Origin of the sequence: Pseudomonas sp. F9001 (genome assembly GCF_013385435.1) — a bacterium.
In the GTDB taxonomy this organism is placed as follows: Bacteria; Pseudomonadota; Gammaproteobacteria; order Pseudomonadales; family Pseudomonadaceae; genus Aquipseudomonas.
Genome location: NZ_JACAPX010000013.1, coordinates 339,261 through 354,880, shown reverse-complemented (window position 1 = coordinate 354,880; position 15,620 = coordinate 339,261). Strand labels below are relative to the sequence as shown.

15 protein-coding genes and 1 pseudogene are annotated in these 15,620 nt (G+C 61.3%); 8 read left to right on the top strand and 8 right to left on the bottom strand.

Going from position 1 to position 15,620, the window contains the following annotated elements:
- Window positions 1-34 precede the first annotated feature (34 nt).
- Window positions 35-757, top strand: coding sequence for a ribonuclease PH (gene rph / locus HX818_RS14240; RefSeq protein ID WP_003213280.1), 723 nt, complete (start codon window positions 35-37; stop codon window positions 755-757).
- A 22-nt stretch (window positions 758-779) separates the two neighbouring features.
- Window positions 780-1,148: a DUF4870 domain-containing protein gene (locus HX818_RS14235; protein WP_003213278.1), complete on the top strand. Its 369-nt coding sequence runs from the start codon at window positions 780-782 to the stop codon at window positions 1,146-1,148.
- Window positions 1,149-1,206: 58 nt separating this feature from the next.
- Here the strand turns inward: HX818_RS14235 and HX818_RS14230 are convergent, their stop codons facing one another.
- On the bottom strand, window positions 1,207-1,986 hold the full coding sequence (locus tag HX818_RS14230) for an exodeoxyribonuclease III (protein ID WP_003176915.1): 780 nt from the start codon (window positions 1,984-1,986) through the stop codon (window positions 1,207-1,209).
- A gap of 82 nt (window positions 1,987-2,068) precedes the next feature.
- On the opposite strand from HX818_RS14230, the gene pyrE reads away from it, so the two are divergent.
- A complete protein-coding gene (pyrE, locus tag HX818_RS14225) occupies window positions 2,069-2,713 on the top strand; it encodes an orotate phosphoribosyltransferase (protein ID WP_017476704.1) in 645 nt (214 codons plus the stop codon).
- Between the two features lie 168 nt (window positions 2,714-2,881).
- Here the strand turns inward: pyrE and argB are convergent, their stop codons facing one another.
- The 4 genes and pseudogenes from argB to coaBC form a co-directional block, all read right to left on the bottom strand.
- Window positions 2,882-3,787 carry an acetylglutamate kinase gene (gene argB, locus HX818_RS14220; RefSeq protein ID WP_003213275.1) on the bottom strand — a complete coding sequence of 302 codons (906 nt, stop codon included), beginning with the start codon at window positions 3,785-3,787 and terminating at the stop codon, window positions 2,882-2,884.
- Window positions 3,788-3,806: 19 nt separating this feature from the next.
- Window positions 3,807-5,228 (bottom strand): annotated as a pseudogene (locus tag HX818_RS14215) (phosphomannomutase/phosphoglucomutase); the annotation flags it as partial.
- Between the two features lie 252 nt (window positions 5,229-5,480).
- Window positions 5,481-5,936: a dUTP diphosphatase gene (dut, locus tag HX818_RS14210; protein ID WP_003213270.1), complete on the bottom strand. Its 456-nt coding sequence runs from the start codon at window positions 5,934-5,936 to the stop codon at window positions 5,481-5,483.
- 5 nt (window positions 5,937-5,941) lie between these two features.
- Window positions 5,942-7,150 (bottom strand): bifunctional phosphopantothenoylcysteine decarboxylase/phosphopantothenate--cysteine ligase CoaBC, encoded by a 1,209-nt coding sequence (gene coaBC / locus HX818_RS14205; RefSeq protein WP_003213269.1) that lies wholly within the window; start codon window positions 7,148-7,150, stop codon window positions 5,942-5,944.
- 130 nt (window positions 7,151-7,280) lie between these two features.
- On the opposite strand from coaBC, the gene radC reads away from it, so the two are divergent.
- On the top strand, window positions 7,281-7,955 hold the full coding sequence (gene radC / locus HX818_RS14200; RefSeq protein WP_087693709.1) for a DNA repair protein RadC: 675 nt from the start codon (window positions 7,281-7,283) through the stop codon (window positions 7,953-7,955).
- 28 nt (window positions 7,956-7,983) lie between these two features.
- Here the strand turns inward: radC and HX818_RS14195 are convergent, their stop codons facing one another.
- On the bottom strand, window positions 7,984-9,576 hold the full coding sequence (locus tag HX818_RS14195) for an ABC transporter substrate-binding protein (protein ID WP_008439424.1): 1,593 nt from the start codon (window positions 9,574-9,576) through the stop codon (window positions 7,984-7,986).
- A gap of 458 nt (window positions 9,577-10,034) precedes the next feature.
- On the opposite strand from HX818_RS14195, the gene rpmB reads away from it, so the two are divergent.
- Together rpmB and rpmG are read left to right on the top strand one after the other, a co-directional pair.
- Window positions 10,035-10,268, top strand: a complete 234-nt coding sequence (gene rpmB / locus HX818_RS14190; protein ID WP_003213263.1) for a 50S ribosomal protein L28 — start codon at window positions 10,035-10,037, stop codon at window positions 10,266-10,268.
- A gap of 11 nt (window positions 10,269-10,279) precedes the next feature.
- On the top strand, window positions 10,280-10,435 hold the full coding sequence (gene rpmG, locus HX818_RS14185; RefSeq protein WP_003176906.1) for a 50S ribosomal protein L33: 156 nt from the start codon (window positions 10,280-10,282) through the stop codon (window positions 10,433-10,435).
- Window positions 10,436-10,505: 70 nt separating this feature from the next.
- Here rpmG and HX818_RS14180 read toward each other — a convergent pair whose 3' ends face one another.
- The gene (locus HX818_RS14180) at window positions 10,506-10,868 is read right to left on the bottom strand and encodes a cupin domain-containing protein (RefSeq protein ID WP_003213261.1); all 363 of its coding nucleotides are present in this window, start codon (window positions 10,866-10,868) and stop codon (window positions 10,506-10,508) included.
- 230 nt (window positions 10,869-11,098) lie between these two features.
- Between HX818_RS14180 and HX818_RS14175 the strand changes: the two genes are divergently transcribed.
- Window positions 11,099-12,592 carry an aldehyde dehydrogenase gene (locus HX818_RS14175; RefSeq protein WP_003213259.1) on the top strand — a complete coding sequence of 498 codons (1,494 nt, stop codon included), beginning with the start codon at window positions 11,099-11,101 and terminating at the stop codon, window positions 12,590-12,592.
- 156 nt (window positions 12,593-12,748) lie between these two features.
- The gene (locus HX818_RS14170) at window positions 12,749-13,891 is read left to right on the top strand and encodes an MFS transporter (protein WP_102370161.1); all 1,143 of its coding nucleotides are present in this window, start codon (window positions 12,749-12,751) and stop codon (window positions 13,889-13,891) included.
- A gap of 124 nt (window positions 13,892-14,015) precedes the next feature.
- Here the strand turns inward: HX818_RS14170 and HX818_RS14165 are convergent, their stop codons facing one another.
- A complete protein-coding gene (locus tag HX818_RS14165) occupies window positions 14,016-15,578 on the bottom strand; it encodes a phospholipase D family protein (protein WP_003208738.1) in 1,563 nt (520 codons plus the stop codon).
- Between the last annotated feature and the right edge of the window lie 42 nt (window positions 15,579-15,620).

Genomic DNA, 15,620 nt, shown 5'->3' with positions numbered 1-15,620 from the left:
CGGCAGTTTTTCGTCCTCCGTACAGGTATCCCCTATGAAACGTCCAAGTGGTCGCGCTGCCGATCAGCTCCGCTCGATCCGCATCACCCGCAACTACACCAAACACGCCGAGGGATCTGTACTGGTCGAGTTTGGCGATACCAAGGTTATCTGCACCGTCAGCGTCGAAAACGGCGTGCCGCGTTTCCTCAAGGGCCAGGGCCAGGGTTGGTTGACCGCCGAATACGGCATGCTGCCGCGCGCCACCGGCGAGCGTAACCAGCGTGAAGCCAGCCGTGGCAAGCAAGGCGGCCGCACCCTGGAAATCCAGCGCCTGATCGGTCGCTCCCTGCGTGCAGCCCTGGACATGTCCAAGCTGGGCGACGTGACCCTGTACGTCGACTGCGACGTGATCCAGGCCGACGGTGGCACCCGTACTGCCTCCATCACCGGCGCCATGGTTGCCCTGGTCGACGCGCTCAAGGTCATCAAGAAACGTGGCGGCCTGAAAGGCGGCGATCCGCTCAAGCAGATGATCGCGGCTGTATCGGTCGGCATGTATCAGGGCGAGCCGGTGCTGGATCTGGACTATCTTGAAGATTCGGCTGCCGAGACCGACCTGAACGTGGTGATGACCAGTACCGGTGGTTTCATCGAAGTGCAGGGCACCGCCGAAGGCGCGCCATTCCAGCCGGCGGACCTGAATGCCATGCTGGCCCTGGCCCAGAAGGGCATGACCGAAATCTTCGAACTGCAGAACGCCGCATTGGCCGACTGATTCAATCCCAAGGAGCGACGCCATGAGTGACAGCCAACTTCCACTGCCGACACCGTCCAAGGAAGTTCGCCAGTGGGCGATGCTCTGTCATTTTGCGGCGTTCTTCGGGCTGATGTTCCCGTTCGGCAGCCTGCTGGGGCCCTTGATTCTTTGGCAGGTGAAGAAGGATGCAGACCCGTTCATTGATGACCAGGGCAAGGAAGCGCTGAATTTCCAGATCACCGTGGGCATTGCCTGGGCGGTCTGCTTCCTGCTGGGTTTTATCGTGATCGGCTTCGTGTTGATGACCGTGCTGGTGATCGGCGCGGTGGTGATGACGATCATTGCGGGCATCAAGGCCAACAAGGGCGTGGCTTATCGTTATCCGTGGACATTGCGGTTGATCAAATAACCACCGCCCACAAAAAAACCGACAGTGATGTCGGTTTTTTTGTGCCTGGAAAAAGACCTTAGATGGTCAAGGTCCAGTCGTAGTCCACGATCAGCGGCGCGTGCTGCGAGAAGCGCGGCTGGCGTGGCAGACGTGCGCTGCGCACGAAGCGACGCAAGCCTGGCGTCAGCAGCTGGTAGTCAAAACGCCAGCCGAGGTTGAGCATCTCGGCCTGTTCGTTATCCGGCCACCAGCTGTACTGGTCGCCTTCGCGGCTGACTTCCCGCAGGGCATCGACATAGCCCATATTGCCGACAATCTCGTCCATCCAGGCCCGTTCCGGCGCGAGAAAGCCCGGTGATTGCTGGCTGTCGCGCCAGTTCTTGATATCCAGCTTCTGTTGCGCCACGTACAGCGAGCCACAGTAAATGTACTCGCGACGTTTGCGTCGCTGTTTATCCAGATAACGGGCGAAGTCGTCCATTAGCTTGAACTTCTGGTTCAAGTCTTCATCGCCATTCTGCCCTGATGGAAGCAGCAAGGTCGCAATGCTGACCTTATCGAAATCGGCTTGCAGGTAGCGCCCGTAGCGGTCGGCTGTCTCGAAGCCGAGGCCGCTGATGACCGCCTTGGGTTGCAACCGCGAATACAAAGCCACGCCGCCTTGGGCGGGAACTTCGGCATCACAGGCATAAAGGAAGTAGCCATCCAGTTGGAAGGCTGGGTCGTCCAGTTCAAAGGCGGAGGCGCGGGTGTCCTGCAGGCAGATGACGTCGGCATTCTGGGCTTGCAGCCAACTGAGCAAACCACGCTCGACTGCAGCCTGAATACCATTGACGTTCACACTGATGATCCGCATAAATGGCCCCAAAAATCGCGTGCGTGTATGATACACGCCGTCTACCTAATTAGCTAAATCCGTGGTATCTGAGGCTTTTTTCATGCAGGCGTATCAACGCGATTTTATTCGTTTTGCCATCGATCGCGGCGTATTGCGCTTCGGTGAGTTCACTTTGAAGTCCGGGCGCACCAGCCCTTACTTCTTCAATGCCGGCCTTTTCAACTCGGGTTCTGCCCTGGCGCAGCTGGGTCGTTTCTATGCGGCCGCCATCGTTGAAAGCGGCATTTCCTTCGACGTGCTGTTCGGCCCTGCCTACAAAGGCATCCCCCTGGCGGCCGCGACCGCCGTGGCGTTGGCTGAACATCACGGGCTGGATCTGCCTTGGTGCTTCAACCGCAAGGAGGCCAAGGCCCACGGCGAAGGCGGCAGCCTGGTGGGGGCGCCGCTCAAGGGCGACGTGCTGATCATCGACGACGTGATCACTGCCGGTACGGCGATTCGCGAAGTGATGCAGATCATCGCTTCCCAGGACGGCGCCAAGGCGGCCGGCGTGTTGATCGCGCTGAACCGCCAGGAGCGCGGCAACGGTGAATTGTCGGCGATCCAGGAAGTGGAACGTGATTTCGCGATTCCAGTGGTGAGCATCGTGTCCCTGAACCAGGTGTTGCAGTTCCTGGAAGATGACCCGCAGCTCAAGCAGCATTTGCCGGCGGTCAAGGCTTATCGCGAGCAGTTCGGCGTTTAGAAGATCCATGTGGGAGCGGGCTTGCTCGCGAATACGGCTTGTCAGTTGATATATGTGTCGACTGACCCGCCGCTTTCGCGAGCAAGCCCGCTCCCACATTTTTAGACCGAGTACATAGAAAAGGCCCCGTTCAATCGAATTGAACGGGGCCTTTTTGTTTACCAGCGCTTAGGGGCGCTTGCGGTTGCTGATCAGGGTACCCACACCGGTATCGGTGAAGATTTCCAGCAGGATCGCATTCGGCACCCGGCCATCCAGGATCAACGAGCTGCCAACGCCGCCTTGCACCGCTTCCAGCGCGCAGCGGATCTTCGGCAGCATGCCGCCGTAGATGGTGCCGTCGGCGATCAGGTCGTCCACTTGCTGGGTCGTCAGGCCGGTCAAGACCTTGCCTTCCTTGTCCATCAAGCCGGCGATGTTGGTGAGCAGCATCAGCTTCTCGGCCTTCAGCGCCTCGGCCACCTTGCCGGCCACGAGGTCGGCGTTGATGTTGTAGGACTCACCGTTGGCACCGACACCGATCGGCGCGATCACCGGAATGAAATCGCCTTTCACCAGCAGGTTCAGCAGGTCGGTGTTGATGCCGATCACTTCGCCCACCTGGCCGATGTCGATGATTTCCGGCTGGGTCATCTCCGGGGTCTTGCGGGTCACGGTGAGCTTCTTCGCCCGGATCAGTTCGGCGTCCTTGCCGGTCAGGCCGATGGCGCTGCCGCCATGGCGGTTGATCAGGTTGACGATGTCTTTGTTCACCTGGCCGCCCAGGACCATCTCCACCACGTCCATGGTCTGGGCGTCGGTCACACGCATGCCGTCGATGAAGTGACTCTCGATGGACAGGCGCTTGAGCAGGTCACCGATTTGCGGGCCGCCACCGTGTACCACCACCGGGTTGATCCCGACGGCTTTCATCAACACGATGTCACGGGCAAAGCCGGTTTTCAGCTCGTCGCTTTCCATGGCATTGCCGCCGTACTTGATCACCAGCGTCTTGCCGACGTAGCGTCGAATGTAAGGCAACGCTTCGGAAAGGACCTTGGCGGTATTGGCGGCGGCTTCGCGTTCGAGGGTCATTCAGGGCTCCGGTAAAAAATCAGAACGGTAATTGGAGATCAGGGGCAACACGTTTCAACTGGGCGTGGAACACGTCCTTGATGCGCTGCAACTCAGCCTCGGTATCCGCCTCGAAACGCAGCACCAGCACCGGTGTGGTGTTGGATGCGCGAACCAGGCCCCAGCCTTTGGCGTAATCGACTCGCACACCATCAATGCTGGTCAGGTCGGCGCCTTCGCCCCATTGCGCATCGTGCAGTGCGTCAATGATGCTGAATTTGCTCTCCTCGGTCACATGGATATTGATCTCTGGCGTAGAAATATCATTCGGGAAGGTCTGGAACAGCTCCTGCGCGGTCGATTTTTCCTTGCTGAGGATCTCCAGCAGACGAGCGGCGCTGTAAATGCCGTCGTCAAAGCCGAACCAGCGCTCCTTGAAGAACACATGGCCGCTCATTTCGCCGGCCAATAGCGCGCCGGTTTCTTTCATTTTCTTTTTGATCAACGAGTGGCCAGTCTTCCACATTAGCGGGCGACCGCCGTATTCCTTGATCAGCGGTGTGAGGCGGCGGGTGCACTTCACGTCGAAGATAATTTCGGCACCTGGGTTGCGCGCAACCACGTCGCGGGCAAACAGCATCAGCAGGCGGTCCGCAAACACGTTTTCGCCGGTGTCCGTCACCACGCCAACGCGGTCGCCGTCACCGTCGAAGGCCAGGCCGACGTCAGCCCCTGTCTCCTTGACCTTGGCGATCAGGTCCACCAGGTTCTCGGGCTTGCCTGGATCCGGGTGATGGTTCGGGAAGTTGCCGTCTACGTCACAGAACAGTGGGATCACTTCGCAGTTCAGGGCTTCGAGCAGTTGCGGGGCGATCACGCCGGCCGCGCCATTGCCGCAGTCCACCACCACTTTGAGGCGGCGCGCGAGTTTGACGTCGCCGGTGATTTGGTCAGAGTAGCGCTGCAGGATGTCGACTTTGGTGACGCTGCCTTCGCCGCTGGTCAGGTCGTTGGTCTTCAGGCGGGTGTGCAGGGCCTGGATCTGTTCGTTGGCGAGGGTATCGCCAGCGATGACGATCTTGAAGCCGTTGTAGTCCGACGGGTTATGGCTGCCGGTGAGCATCACGCCCGACTTGCCGGCCAGTACGTTGGCTGCGTAGTACAGCGCAGGCGTCGGCACCAGGCCCACGTCGCTGACGTGGCAACCGCTGTCGGCCAGGCCCTGGATCAGTTGCTCGACCAGCTCGGGGCCGGACAGGCGGCCATCACGGCCTACGGAAACGTTGGGCTCGCCCTGTGCCAGGCTCTGGGAGCCAATGGCGCGGCCGATCCAGTAGGCGGTCTCGGCGGTCAGGGTCTTGGGGACCACGCCACGAATGTCATAGGCGCGGAAAATGCTGTCGGGAAATGTCGGGGCGACTCGGGCTGGGTTGCTCATTGCGGGGGGGAACTCCATCGATAAGGGGCTGGGCTGGCCTCAAGGGTGCTGACCGGCAGGCTCAAACTGAAGGGTAAGACGGCGTTTTTGGCATAGAGTTCGTGGTGCAAAAGTGCCATCGGCGCCGAAGCTCCGCCCTTTTGCCCCCTTAATGCCCTGATTTCACTGGGGAAACCTTGCTGGTAAGTTCCGCGCATTCTTCATCCTGAAAGGCCATGCGTTGGCATCAGGCCGGGTGAGGCACCCGGCTTGTTCGGCTAAGTCAATTCAGCTTAGTCAGTGGCTGCCGGAATGCCCGAAGCCACCTGCGCCGCGTTGTGTTTCGTCGAACTCTTCGACCAGCTCGAAGTGCGCCTGCACCACCGGTACCAGCACGAGTTGGGCAATGCGCTCGCCGACGGCGATATTGAACGCGGTCTGGCCACGGTTCCAGCAGGACACCATCAACTCGCCCTGGTAGTCCGAGTCGATCAGCCCCACCAGGTTGCCGAGGACGATGCCGTGTTTGTGGCCCAGGCCGGAGCGCGGCAGGATCAGCGCCGCCAGGCCCGGGTCGCCCACGTAGATCGACAGGCCTGTCGGAATCAGAATGGTCTGGCCTGGTTCAAGCACGGTGTCCTGCTTGAGCATGGCGCGCAGGTCGAGGCCGGCGGAGCCTGGTGTGGCGTAGGCCGGCAGCGGGAATTCGTTGCCGATGCGGGGGTCGAGGATCTTGGCTTGCAAAGCGTGCATGGAAATTAAACCTGGTTCAGCCGTTGGGCGATAAAAGAGATCAGTTGGCGGGCAATCTTGCCCTTGCTGGTCTGGGCGAAAACGGTAGCGTGCAACTCGCGGTCGATCACGCTGATGGCATTTTCCTCGCTGTTGAAGCCGATGCTCGGGTTGGCGACATCGTTGGCGACAATCAGGTCGAGGTTTTTGTCTTTCAATTTGCGTGCGGCATAGTCCAGCAAATGCTCGGTTTCGGCAGCAAAACCGACGCTGAACGGGCGGTCCTCACGGGTGGCGATGGTCGCCAGGATGTCCGGGTTACGGACCATTTGCAGGAGCAGGCCGTCGCCGCTTGTAGGGTCTTTCTTGAGTTTCTGCGGCGCAACCACCTCGGGGCGGTAGTCCGCTACCGCAGCCGAAGCGATGAACAGGTCGCAGGGAATCGCCGCTTCACAGGCCGCCAGCATGTCGCGGGCGCTGACTACGTCGATTCGGGTGACGCGATCCGGGGTCGGCAGATGCACCGGGCCGGTGATCAACGTCACACGGGCGCCTGCCTCGACCGCTGCTTCCGCCAGGGCAAAGCCCATTTTTCCTGAGCTATGGTTGGTGATGTAGCGCACCGGGTCGATGTTTTCCTGGGTCGGGCCGGCGGTGATCAGCACGTGCTTGCCGGTCAGGGCCAGGTGCTGGAAGCAGTCGGCGGCGCATTGGGCCAGGTCGGTGGCTTCGAGCATGCGGCCCATGCCCACGTCGCCGCAGGCCTGGCTGCCGGAGGCCGGGCCGAAAACCTTAAGGCCGCGGCTTTGCAGGAGTTGGGTGTTGGCCTGGGTGGCCGGGTCGCGCCACATGGCCTGGTTCATGGCCGGGGCGATCGCGACGGTGGCGTCGGTGGCCAGTACCAGGGTGGTCAGCAGGTCGTCGGCAATGCCTTGGGCCAGGCGGGCGATCAGGTCGGCGGTGGCCGGGGCGATCAGCACCAGGTCGGCCCACTTGGCCAGCTCGATGTGGCCCATGGCGGCTTCGGCCGCAGGGTCCAGCAGGTCGAGGTGAACCGGGTGGCCGGACAGGGCCTGCATGGTCAGCGGGGTAATGAATTCACTGCCGCCACGGGTCATGACCACGCGCACTTCGGCGCCTTGGTCGAGAAGCCTGCGAACCAGCTCTGCGCTCTTGTAGGCGGCAATGCCGCCGCCGACGCCGAGAACGATGCGTTTCCGATACAGACGCTGCATTGGCTTGCCTTTCCAGTTCAGTGATGGCGTTGCGATGCCCCCTCCCCAGGTGAAATCGCACGCAAAAAGATGGCCTAAGATACCACAGCGTCCGCCATGCAACAGCGGCGCACATGCACACGGAGGTGCCATGAGTATTCGCGATTGGCCTGCGGCAGAGCGTCCGCGGGAGAAGCTGTTGGAGCTGGGAGCGGAGAACCTTTCCGACGCGGAATTGCTGGCGATTTTCCTGCGCACCGGGGTGTCAGGCAAAAGTGCCGTGGACCTGGCGCGCCATCTGCTGGCGCAATTTGGCAGCCTTCGGGCGCTGATGGAGGCGAGGCAGCCGGTGTTCAGCCAGCATTTGGGGTTGGGGCCGGCGAAGTTCGCCCAGCTTCAAGCCGTACTGGAGATGGCGCGCCGTCATTTGGCTGAACGCCTGCGCAACGATTCGGTGCTGGAAAGCCCGGAGGCCGTGCGCGACTACCTCAAGGCACTGCTGCGCCACGAGCCTCACGAGATATTCGGCTGCCTGTTTCTCGACGCCAAGCATCGAGTGCTGGGCTTCGAAAAGCTGTTTCAAGGCACCATCGACAACGCCATCGTCTACCCGCGACAAGTGGTGAAGCGCGCGCTGGACTACAACGCCGCGGCGCTGATCCTGTGCCACAACCATCCTTCCGGCAGCCCCGAGCCCAGCATCGCTGATCGAAAATTGACCAAGGTGCTGCAAAAGGCGCTGGAGATGGTGGACGTGCGTGTGCTGGACCACATCATTGTGGGGGAAGGCGACCCGCTGTCGATGGCGGAATTTGGGTGGATGTAGGGGCTGGCATGCCAGCCCCTGGCAGGGGTCAGGGCTTGACGCTGACCTTGGAGTAATCCTGACGCCCGAACGGGCTCACCTGATACCCCTCGACATTCTTGCGGGTCAGCGCAAACGCGGTCGGGTGCGCCAGTGGCAGCCAGAGCGCCTGTTGCTGGATCTGCGCCTGTGCCTGCTGGTACAGCTTGCTGCGCACACCTTGTTCGCTAGTGGTCTTGCCGGCGCTGATCAGCTTGTCCAGCGCCGGGTCGCAGTAGCGGGCGAAGTTGGTGCCGGACTTCACGGCCGCGCAGGAGAACTGCGGCGTCAGGAAGTTATCCGGGTCGCCGTTGTCACCGGCCCAGCCCATGAACAGCAAGTCGTGCTCGCCGGCCTTGGCGCGGCGGATCAGTTCGCCCCACTCGATCACACGGATTTCAGCCTGGATGCCGACCTTGGCCAGGTCCGCCTGCAGCAGTTGTGCGCCCAGGCTGGGGTTGGGGTTCAGCAGGCTGCCCGACGGCCGGGTCCAGATCGTGGTCTTGAAGCCATCCTTGAGCCCGGCGCGATCCAGCAGTTGCTTGGCCTTGGCAATGTCCTGCGGATAGCCCGGCAGGTCCTTGGCATAGCTCCAGGTATTGGGTGGGTAAGGGCCGTTGGCGGCTTCGGCGGTGCCTTCGAATACGGCCTTCAGATAGCTGGCCTTGTCGAAGGCCAGGTTGATCGCCTGGCGAACTTCCGGCTTGTCCAGTGGCGGATGCTGGCTGTTGATGGCGACAAACGCGGTCATGAAGGCCGCGGTTTTCTCGATCTTCAGATCGGCGTCTTTCTGGGCGGCATCGATATCCAGGGGCTTGGGCGACAAGGCGATCTGGCACTCGTCGCGACGCAGTCTCTGCAGGCGCACGTTGGCGTCCGGGGTGATCGCAAAGATCAGGTTATCCACCGCAGGCTTGCCGGCGAAGTAATCCGGGTTGGCCTTGTAGCGAATCGTCGCGTCCTTCTGGAAACGCCCGAAAATGAACGGCCCGGTGCCGATAGGCTGGCTGTTGAGCTTCTCCGGGGTGCCGGCCTTGAGCAGTTTGTCGGCATATTCCGCCGGGTAGATCGAGGCAAAGCCCATGCTCAAGGCGGCGAGGAAGGTCGAATCGGCGTGGTCCAGGGTGAAGCGCACGGTCAGCGGGTCGAGGGCGTCGATCTTCTTGATCAGCGTGGGCAACTGCAGCGACTGGGCGTGGGGGAAGCCGCTCTGGGCGATCTTGTGCCAGGGGTTGGCCGGGTCGAGCATGCGCTCGAAGCTGAAGCGCACGTCTTCGGCGGTCAGGCTGCGGCTTGGCGTGAAGTAGTCGGTACGGTGGAATTTAACGTCCGGGTGCAGCTTGAAGGTGTAGGTGAGGCCGTCCGGCGACACTTCCCAGCTGTCCGCGAGGCTCGGGACCAGCTTGCCGCTGGTGGCGTCGAAGTCCACCAGGCGGTTCATCAATACGTCTGCCGAGGCGTTGGTGGTGGTCAGCGAGTTGTATTGCACCACGTCGAAGCCTTCGGGGCTGGCTTCGGTGCAGACGCTCAGGGTAGTGGCCGCCTGGGCGTGTGCAGCAATAAAAAGAGGGGCTAGCAATAGCGGTAGGGCAGCGAGGCGCATATTCGGTTTCCTTTGCAGATCGAAGGCCCATCTGCGAGTGCAGTCTGGAAAAGTCCTACCGTAGTGGGCTGATTGACAAATGACTAGCCCATTTTTGCCTGTGCTTTTGCCGCAAATACTGTTTTGATGGCGCCTCAGGTCGTTTTGCCGAGCACTTTGCAGTGCGCGCGGGCGCTGTAAATCATTCTGTGCGACGAGCGGTTAGCTTCTATAGCGGCCCACCCTGGCAACGGTTCAGGCGTCCATGGCCTGGATTTACGCGTATAAAAGTACACGGCCTGTTGTTGCACTGGGGTCTTTCTGGTATAAAGCAGCGCTCTTTTCTAGGGGCCCGGTTCCTTCGCTAGTAGGTGTAGCCGGTAAGACCCTAAAGAAACGCGGCGCCTGGCGCCAAATGACTGAGAGATTAAGCGGCCAACCCATGCCGGGTTGGGCATGTGGTTTTAGAGGGCTGAGGCATGTCGAGAGTCTGTCAAGTTACCGGTAAGGGTCCGGTGACTGGGAATAACATTTCCCACGCAAACAACAAAACCCGTCGTCGTTTCCTGCCAAACCTGCAGCATCACCGCTTTTGGGTTGAAGAAGAGAAACGTTTTGTTCGTCTGCGCGTATCTGCCAAAGGCATGCGTGTTATCGACAAGCGCGGCATCACTGTCGTGCTGGCCGAACTGCGCCGCGACGGCAAAATCTAAGGAGCTAAATCATGCGTGAATTGATTCGAATGATCTCTAGCGCCGGTACTGGTCACTTCTACACTACCGACAAGAACAAGCGTACTACCCCGGACAAGCTCGAAAAGAAAATGTTCGACCCGCGCGTTCGCAAGCACGTGATCTACAAAGAAGGCAAAATCAAGTAATTGGTTTTCTTTCTTGTGAAAAAAAGCCCGTATCTCACGATGCGGGCTTTTTTTTGTGCCTGATAAATGATCAGGCCTTTTCTTCGAACACCACGTAGATCTTGCGGCAGGGTTCCAGCACTTCCCAGGTGCCGCTGAAGCCGGCCGGAATGACGAAGCGATCACCGGCCCGCAAGGTCTTGGCGTTGCCGTCGGCATCGCGCAACACCGAAACACCCTGCACGATCTCGCAATACTCATGCTCGGTGTAGTTGACCTTCCACTGTCCGACTTCACCTTCCCAGACCCCGGCGCTCATCTGGCCGCACGGACTGTTGTAGTGGTTGTAGACGGTTTGCTCCGGGTCGCCCTTGAGGATTTTCTCCGCAGCCGGACGGTAGCGATCAGGCTCGGTCCTGGCCTGGCTGAAGTCGACGATATTCTGGATGTTCATGGGCGTGTCCCGTCTGGCCTGCGGTTGGAGAGCTCAAAGTCTATGTTTATTAAAATGAACATCGCAAGGGCGTTTGCTGCCGTTATGTCAAATATATTGAAACATCCATCGCCGCTGGTTTAGGGTGGCAGCTGCCTTGAGCCGAACAGCTGGCTGGCCGGGCAAGAATTCTTCGAAGGTGCCTGGGTACATCGCCCGGCCCTTGTATTCAATAAGAGGAGGACACTCGCATGACCACCCTGACCCGTGCCGACTGGGAACAACGCGCCAAGGATCTGAAGATCGAAGGCCGCGCCTACATCAATGGCGAATACACCGCCGCCGTTTCCGGCGACACGTTCGAATGCCTGAGCCCAGTCGATGGCCGCCTGCTGGCAACCGTTGCCAGCTGTGACGTTGCCGACGCCCAGCGTGCCGTAGAAAACGCCCGTGCCACGTTCAATTCCGGTGCCTGGTCGCGCCTGGCGCCAGCCAAGCGCAAAGCCACCATGATCCGTTTCGCCGGCCTGCTCAAGGCCAACGCCGAAGAGCTGGCACTGCTTGAAACCCTGGACATGGGCAAGCCGATCAGCGACTCCCTGAACATCGACGTCCCAGGCGCGGCGCAAGCGCTGAGCTGGAGCGGCGAGGCCATCGACAAGATCTACGATGAAGTCGCAGCCACCCCTCACGACCAGCTGGGCCTGGTGACCCGTGAGCCCGTCGGCGTTGTCGCGGCCATCGTGCCGTGGAACTTCCCGCTGATGATGGCCTGCTGGAAACTCGGGCCGGCGTTGTCCACCGGTAACTCGGTGATCCTCAAGCCGTCTGAAAAATCACCGCTGACCGCCATCCGCATCGCTGCCCTCGCGGTTGAAGCCGGCATTCCGAAAGGCGTGTTCAACGTGCTGCCGGGTTATGGCCATACCGTGGGCAACGCCCTGGCGCTGCACATGGACGTCGACACCCTGGTGTTCACCGGTTCCACCAAGATCGCCAAGCAACTGCTGATTCGCTCCGGCGAGTCGAACATGAAGCGCGTCTGGCTGGAAGCTGGCGGCAAGAGCCCGAACATCGTGTTTGCCGATGCCCCGGACCTGCAAGCCGCCGCCGAATCCGCGGCCGGCGCCATCGCCTTCAACCAGGGCGAAGTGTGCACCGCCGGTTCGCGCCTGCTGGTGGAGCGTTCGATCAAGGATAAATTCCTGCCGCTGGTGATCGAGGCCCTCAAGGCCTGGAAGCCGGGCAACCCGCTCGACCCGGCCACCACGGTCGGTGCGCTGGTGGATACCCAGCAGATGAACACCGTGCTGTCGTACATCGAAGCCGGGCATGCCGATGGCGCCAAGCTGGTGGCCGGCGGCAAGCGCACGCTGCAGGAAAGCGGTGGCACCTATGTCGAGCCGACGATTTTCGACGGCGTGACCAACGCCATGAAGATCGCCCAGGAAGAAATCTTCGGCCCGGTGCTGTCGGTGATTGCCTTCGACAGCGTGGAAGAAGCCATTGCGATCGCCAACGACACCCAATACGGCCTGGCCGCTGCGGTGTGGACGTCGAACATCTCCAAGGCGCACCTGACTGCCAAGGCCCTGCGTGCCGGCAGCGTATGGGTCAACCAGTACGATGGCGGCGACATGACCGCACCGTTCGGTGGTTTCAAGCAGTCGGGTAACGGCCGCGACAAGTCGCTGCACGCGTTCGACAAGTACACCGAGCTGAAGGCGACCTGGATCAAGTTGTAAGCCTCCAGGAACACCGCTGTAAAAAATGTGGGAGCGGGCTTGCTCGCGAATGAGGTATCACAGTCGCTGATGTATTGACTGGTACACCGCATTCGCGAGCAAGCCCGCTCCCACACTGTTTTGTGTGATCTCCAAATCATCCACAGGAGCGTGGAAATGCGTTGGGCGACCTATTTCGCCGTGTTGGCGTCGGTCTTGAGCGTGGGCCTGGCCTTGGGCGTGAGCATGCCGCTGGTGTCCCTGCGCCTGGAAAGCTGGGGCTATGGCAGCTTCGCCATCGGAGTCATGGCGGCGATGCCGGCCTTCGGTGTGCTACTGGGTGCCAAGGTCTCCAGCGGCCTGGCCTCGCGCCTGGGCACGGCGAACCTGATGCGCCTGTGCCTGTGGGCGGGGGCGATTTCCATCGGCTTGCTGGCGGTATTGCCCAGCTACCCGGTATGGCTGGTGTTGCGGCTGATGATCGGGGTGATCCTGACCATCGTGTTTATCCTCGGCGAAAGCTGGATCAACCAACTGGTGATCGAACGCTGGCGCGGCCGTCTGGTGGCGCTGTATGGCTGCAGCTATGCCTTGAGCCAGCTGTCGGGCCCGTTGCTGCTGGGCGCGCTGGGTACGGACAACGATATTGGCTTCTGGGTGGGTGTCGGCCTGCTGACGTGCTCGCCGATCCTGCTGCTGGGCCGTTCCGGTGCGCCGACTGCCGAGTCTTTCAGCGTGACCTTTGGCGACCTGCTGCGCTTCTGCCAGGGCTTGCCGGCGATTGCCTGGGCGGTGGCGTTGTTCGCCGCATTCGAGGCGATGATTCTTACGTTGTTGCCGGTGTATTGCCTGCAACAGGGTTTCACCGCCGAGATTGCTCTGGCGATGGTCAGCACGGTGGTGGTCGGTGATGCGTTGCTGCAACTGCCGATTGGCGCGCTGGCGGACTACCTGCCTCGGCGCACGCTGTTTCTCGGCTGCGCGCTGATGCTGCTGGTGACGAGCCTGGCGATTCCGCTGTTGCTCGATACGCTGATGATCTGGCCGGTGTGGGTGCTGTTCGGGGCCAGCGCCGGCGGGTTATTCACCCTGTCGCTGATCCTGATTGGCGAGCGCTACCGCGACGACGCACTGGTGCGCGCCAATGCGCATATCGCGCAGCTGTGGGGCATTGGCTGCCTGATCGGCCCGCTGGTGGCCGGTGCCGGCAGCCAGTGGATCAGCGGGCATGCGTTGCCGTTGTTGATGGCGGCGGGGGCGTTGGGGTTGGTGATCCTGTTGCTGCGCCAAGGTGCGTTCGGCGCCGCACAACCCGCCTGAACTTGAAATGCGATCACCTGTGGGAGCCGGGCTTGCCCGCGATGGCGGAGTGTCAGCACCGGATACGTAAACTGACACTCCGCCATCGCAGGCAAGCCAGCTCCCACAGGTCCCGTCGCTGTTCTTAAAGCATGCGTTCCAGCCCGACGGATGTAGCAAACCAGGCATTGAACCGACGCCACCAACTGCCGGGTTCGCGGGTCAGGGTGTGCAGTTGGCCGTTGTCTTCGGTCACCCATACCACCTGGCCATCCTGCAGCTTCGCCTGGTAGCTCAACGGGGGCGCCATGCCCTCCAGTGCCAGGTTGCGCACGTGTTCCGCCAGTTCGGGACTGTCCACCAGCACCCCGACTTCGGTGTTCCACAGCACCGAGCGCGGGTCGAAGTTGAATGAGCCGATGAAGGATTTCTCCCGATCAAAGATGATCGCCTTGCTGTGCAGGCTGGAATCCGAACCGTGGAATGTACCTTTGCGGAACAGATGAGGGCCGCTGCCGCCACCGTCTCCCGGCTGGCGGCGCAACTCGTATAGCTTCACCCCGTGTTCCAGCAGCGCCTTGCGATAGGGCGCATAACCGCCGTGCACGGCCGGTACGTCGGTGGCTTCCAGGGAATTGGTCAGCAGGCTTACCGATACGCCGGCGTCCGCGCGACCGGTCAGGTACACCAGCCCGGGCTGCCCGGGCACGAAGTAAGCCGAAATCATCATCAGCTCATGGCTGACACCTTCCAACTCCGGCGCCAGTTGGGTGGTCAGCAGCAGCCGTGGATCCGGATCGGCCTTGGCCAGCACCTTGCTCGGCGCATCCCACAGCGCCTGGTTCCAGGCCCAGATCAGCTCGCGACGCCAGATGTCCATGCGCGGCTGGGTCTTGTAGGTGCGCAGGCGGTTGTACAGGGCATGGTTTTGTTGGCGAGACTCGGCAAGGGAATCTTCCAGGCGTACGCGGGCACTGGCCAGGTCGCCTTTGGAAGCGCTGCTGACGAAGTCACCAATGGGTTTGCTCAGGGCACTGTTCCAGTACTGATCGAAACTGTGGCCCAGTTGCTCGGCCACCGGGCCCACGCTGAGCATGTCGATATCGGTGAAGTTGAGGTTGGGCTCGGCGTCGAAATACTCATCCCCCAGGTTGCGCCCGCCAACGATGGCCACGCTGTTGTCTGCCAGCCACAGCTTGTTGTGCATGCGCCGGTGTTGCAGCGACAGGTCGAACAGCCGCGCCATGGCCCGCGTCACGCCGGTGCTGCGGCCCAGGTGCAGCGGGTTGAACAGGCGAATCTGGATCTGCGGGTGGGCGGCGAGGGTGGCGATGATCTGGTCCAGGCCGTCGCTGGTGGTGTCGTCCAGCAGGATGCGCACGCGCACGCCACGGTCGGCGGCCTTGAGCAGTTCATCCACGAGCATGCGGGTGCTGATGCCGTCGTGGACGATGTAGTACTGCAAGTCGAGGCTGGTCTGGGCGTTGCGGATCAGTTCGGCGCGGGCCATGAAGGCTTCGCTGCTGTTGGGCAGCAGGCGGAACCCGGAGCGGCCTTTGTAGGGTGCGGCCTGGGCCTGGATCGAGCGGCCGAAGGAAGATTCGCTGGCCGGCAGCGCCTCGCTGGGTGTGCGTGGCGCGTCGATGGTGGCGCAGCCGCCCAGGGCCAGGATGCCCAGCAGGAAAAACGGTAATAGCCGGTGGGTCATCAATGACATGGGTTCCGAATCAGGGCGATTGTCGGCATATGA

Bases quoted from the DNA above. Each gene is read 5' to 3' on its own strand.
- rph (WP_003213280.1), top strand. From the start codon at position 35: ATGAAACGTCCAAGTGGTCGCGCTGCCGATCAGCTCCGCTCGATCCGC.
- HX818_RS14235 (WP_003213278.1), top strand. From the start codon at position 780: ATGAGTGACAGCCAACTTCCACTGCCGACACCGTCCAAGGAAGTTCGC.
- HX818_RS14230 (WP_003176915.1), bottom strand. From the start codon at position 1,986: ATGCGGATCATCAGTGTGAACGTCAATGGTATTCAGGCTGCAGTCGAG.
- pyrE (WP_017476704.1), top strand. From the start codon at position 2,069: ATGCAGGCGTATCAACGCGATTTTATTCGTTTTGCCATCGATCGCGGC.
- argB (WP_003213275.1), bottom strand. From the start codon at position 3,787: ATGACCCTCGAACGCGAAGCCGCCGCCAATACCGCCAAGGTCCTTTCC.
- dut (WP_003213270.1), bottom strand. From the start codon at position 5,936: ATGCACGCTTTGCAAGCCAAGATCCTCGACCCCCGCATCGGCAACGAA.
- coaBC (WP_003213269.1), bottom strand. From the start codon at position 7,150: ATGCAGCGTCTGTATCGGAAACGCATCGTTCTCGGCGTCGGCGGCGGC.
- radC (WP_087693709.1), top strand. From the start codon at position 7,281: ATGAGTATTCGCGATTGGCCTGCGGCAGAGCGTCCGCGGGAGAAGCTG.
- HX818_RS14195 (WP_008439424.1), bottom strand. From the start codon at position 9,576: ATGCGCCTCGCTGCCCTACCGCTATTGCTAGCCCCTCTTTTTATTGCT.
- rpmB (WP_003213263.1), top strand. From the start codon at position 10,035: ATGTCGAGAGTCTGTCAAGTTACCGGTAAGGGTCCGGTGACTGGGAAT.
- rpmG (WP_003176906.1), top strand. From the start codon at position 10,280: ATGCGTGAATTGATTCGAATGATCTCTAGCGCCGGTACTGGTCACTTC.
- HX818_RS14180 (WP_003213261.1), bottom strand. From the start codon at position 10,868: ATGAACATCCAGAATATCGTCGACTTCAGCCAGGCCAGGACCGAGCCT.
- HX818_RS14175 (WP_003213259.1), top strand. From the start codon at position 11,099: ATGACCACCCTGACCCGTGCCGACTGGGAACAACGCGCCAAGGATCTG.
- HX818_RS14170 (WP_102370161.1), top strand. From the start codon at position 12,749: ATGCGTTGGGCGACCTATTTCGCCGTGTTGGCGTCGGTCTTGAGCGTG.
- HX818_RS14165 (WP_003208738.1), bottom strand. From the start codon at position 15,578: ATGACCCACCGGCTATTACCGTTTTTCCTGCTGGGCATCCTGGCCCTG.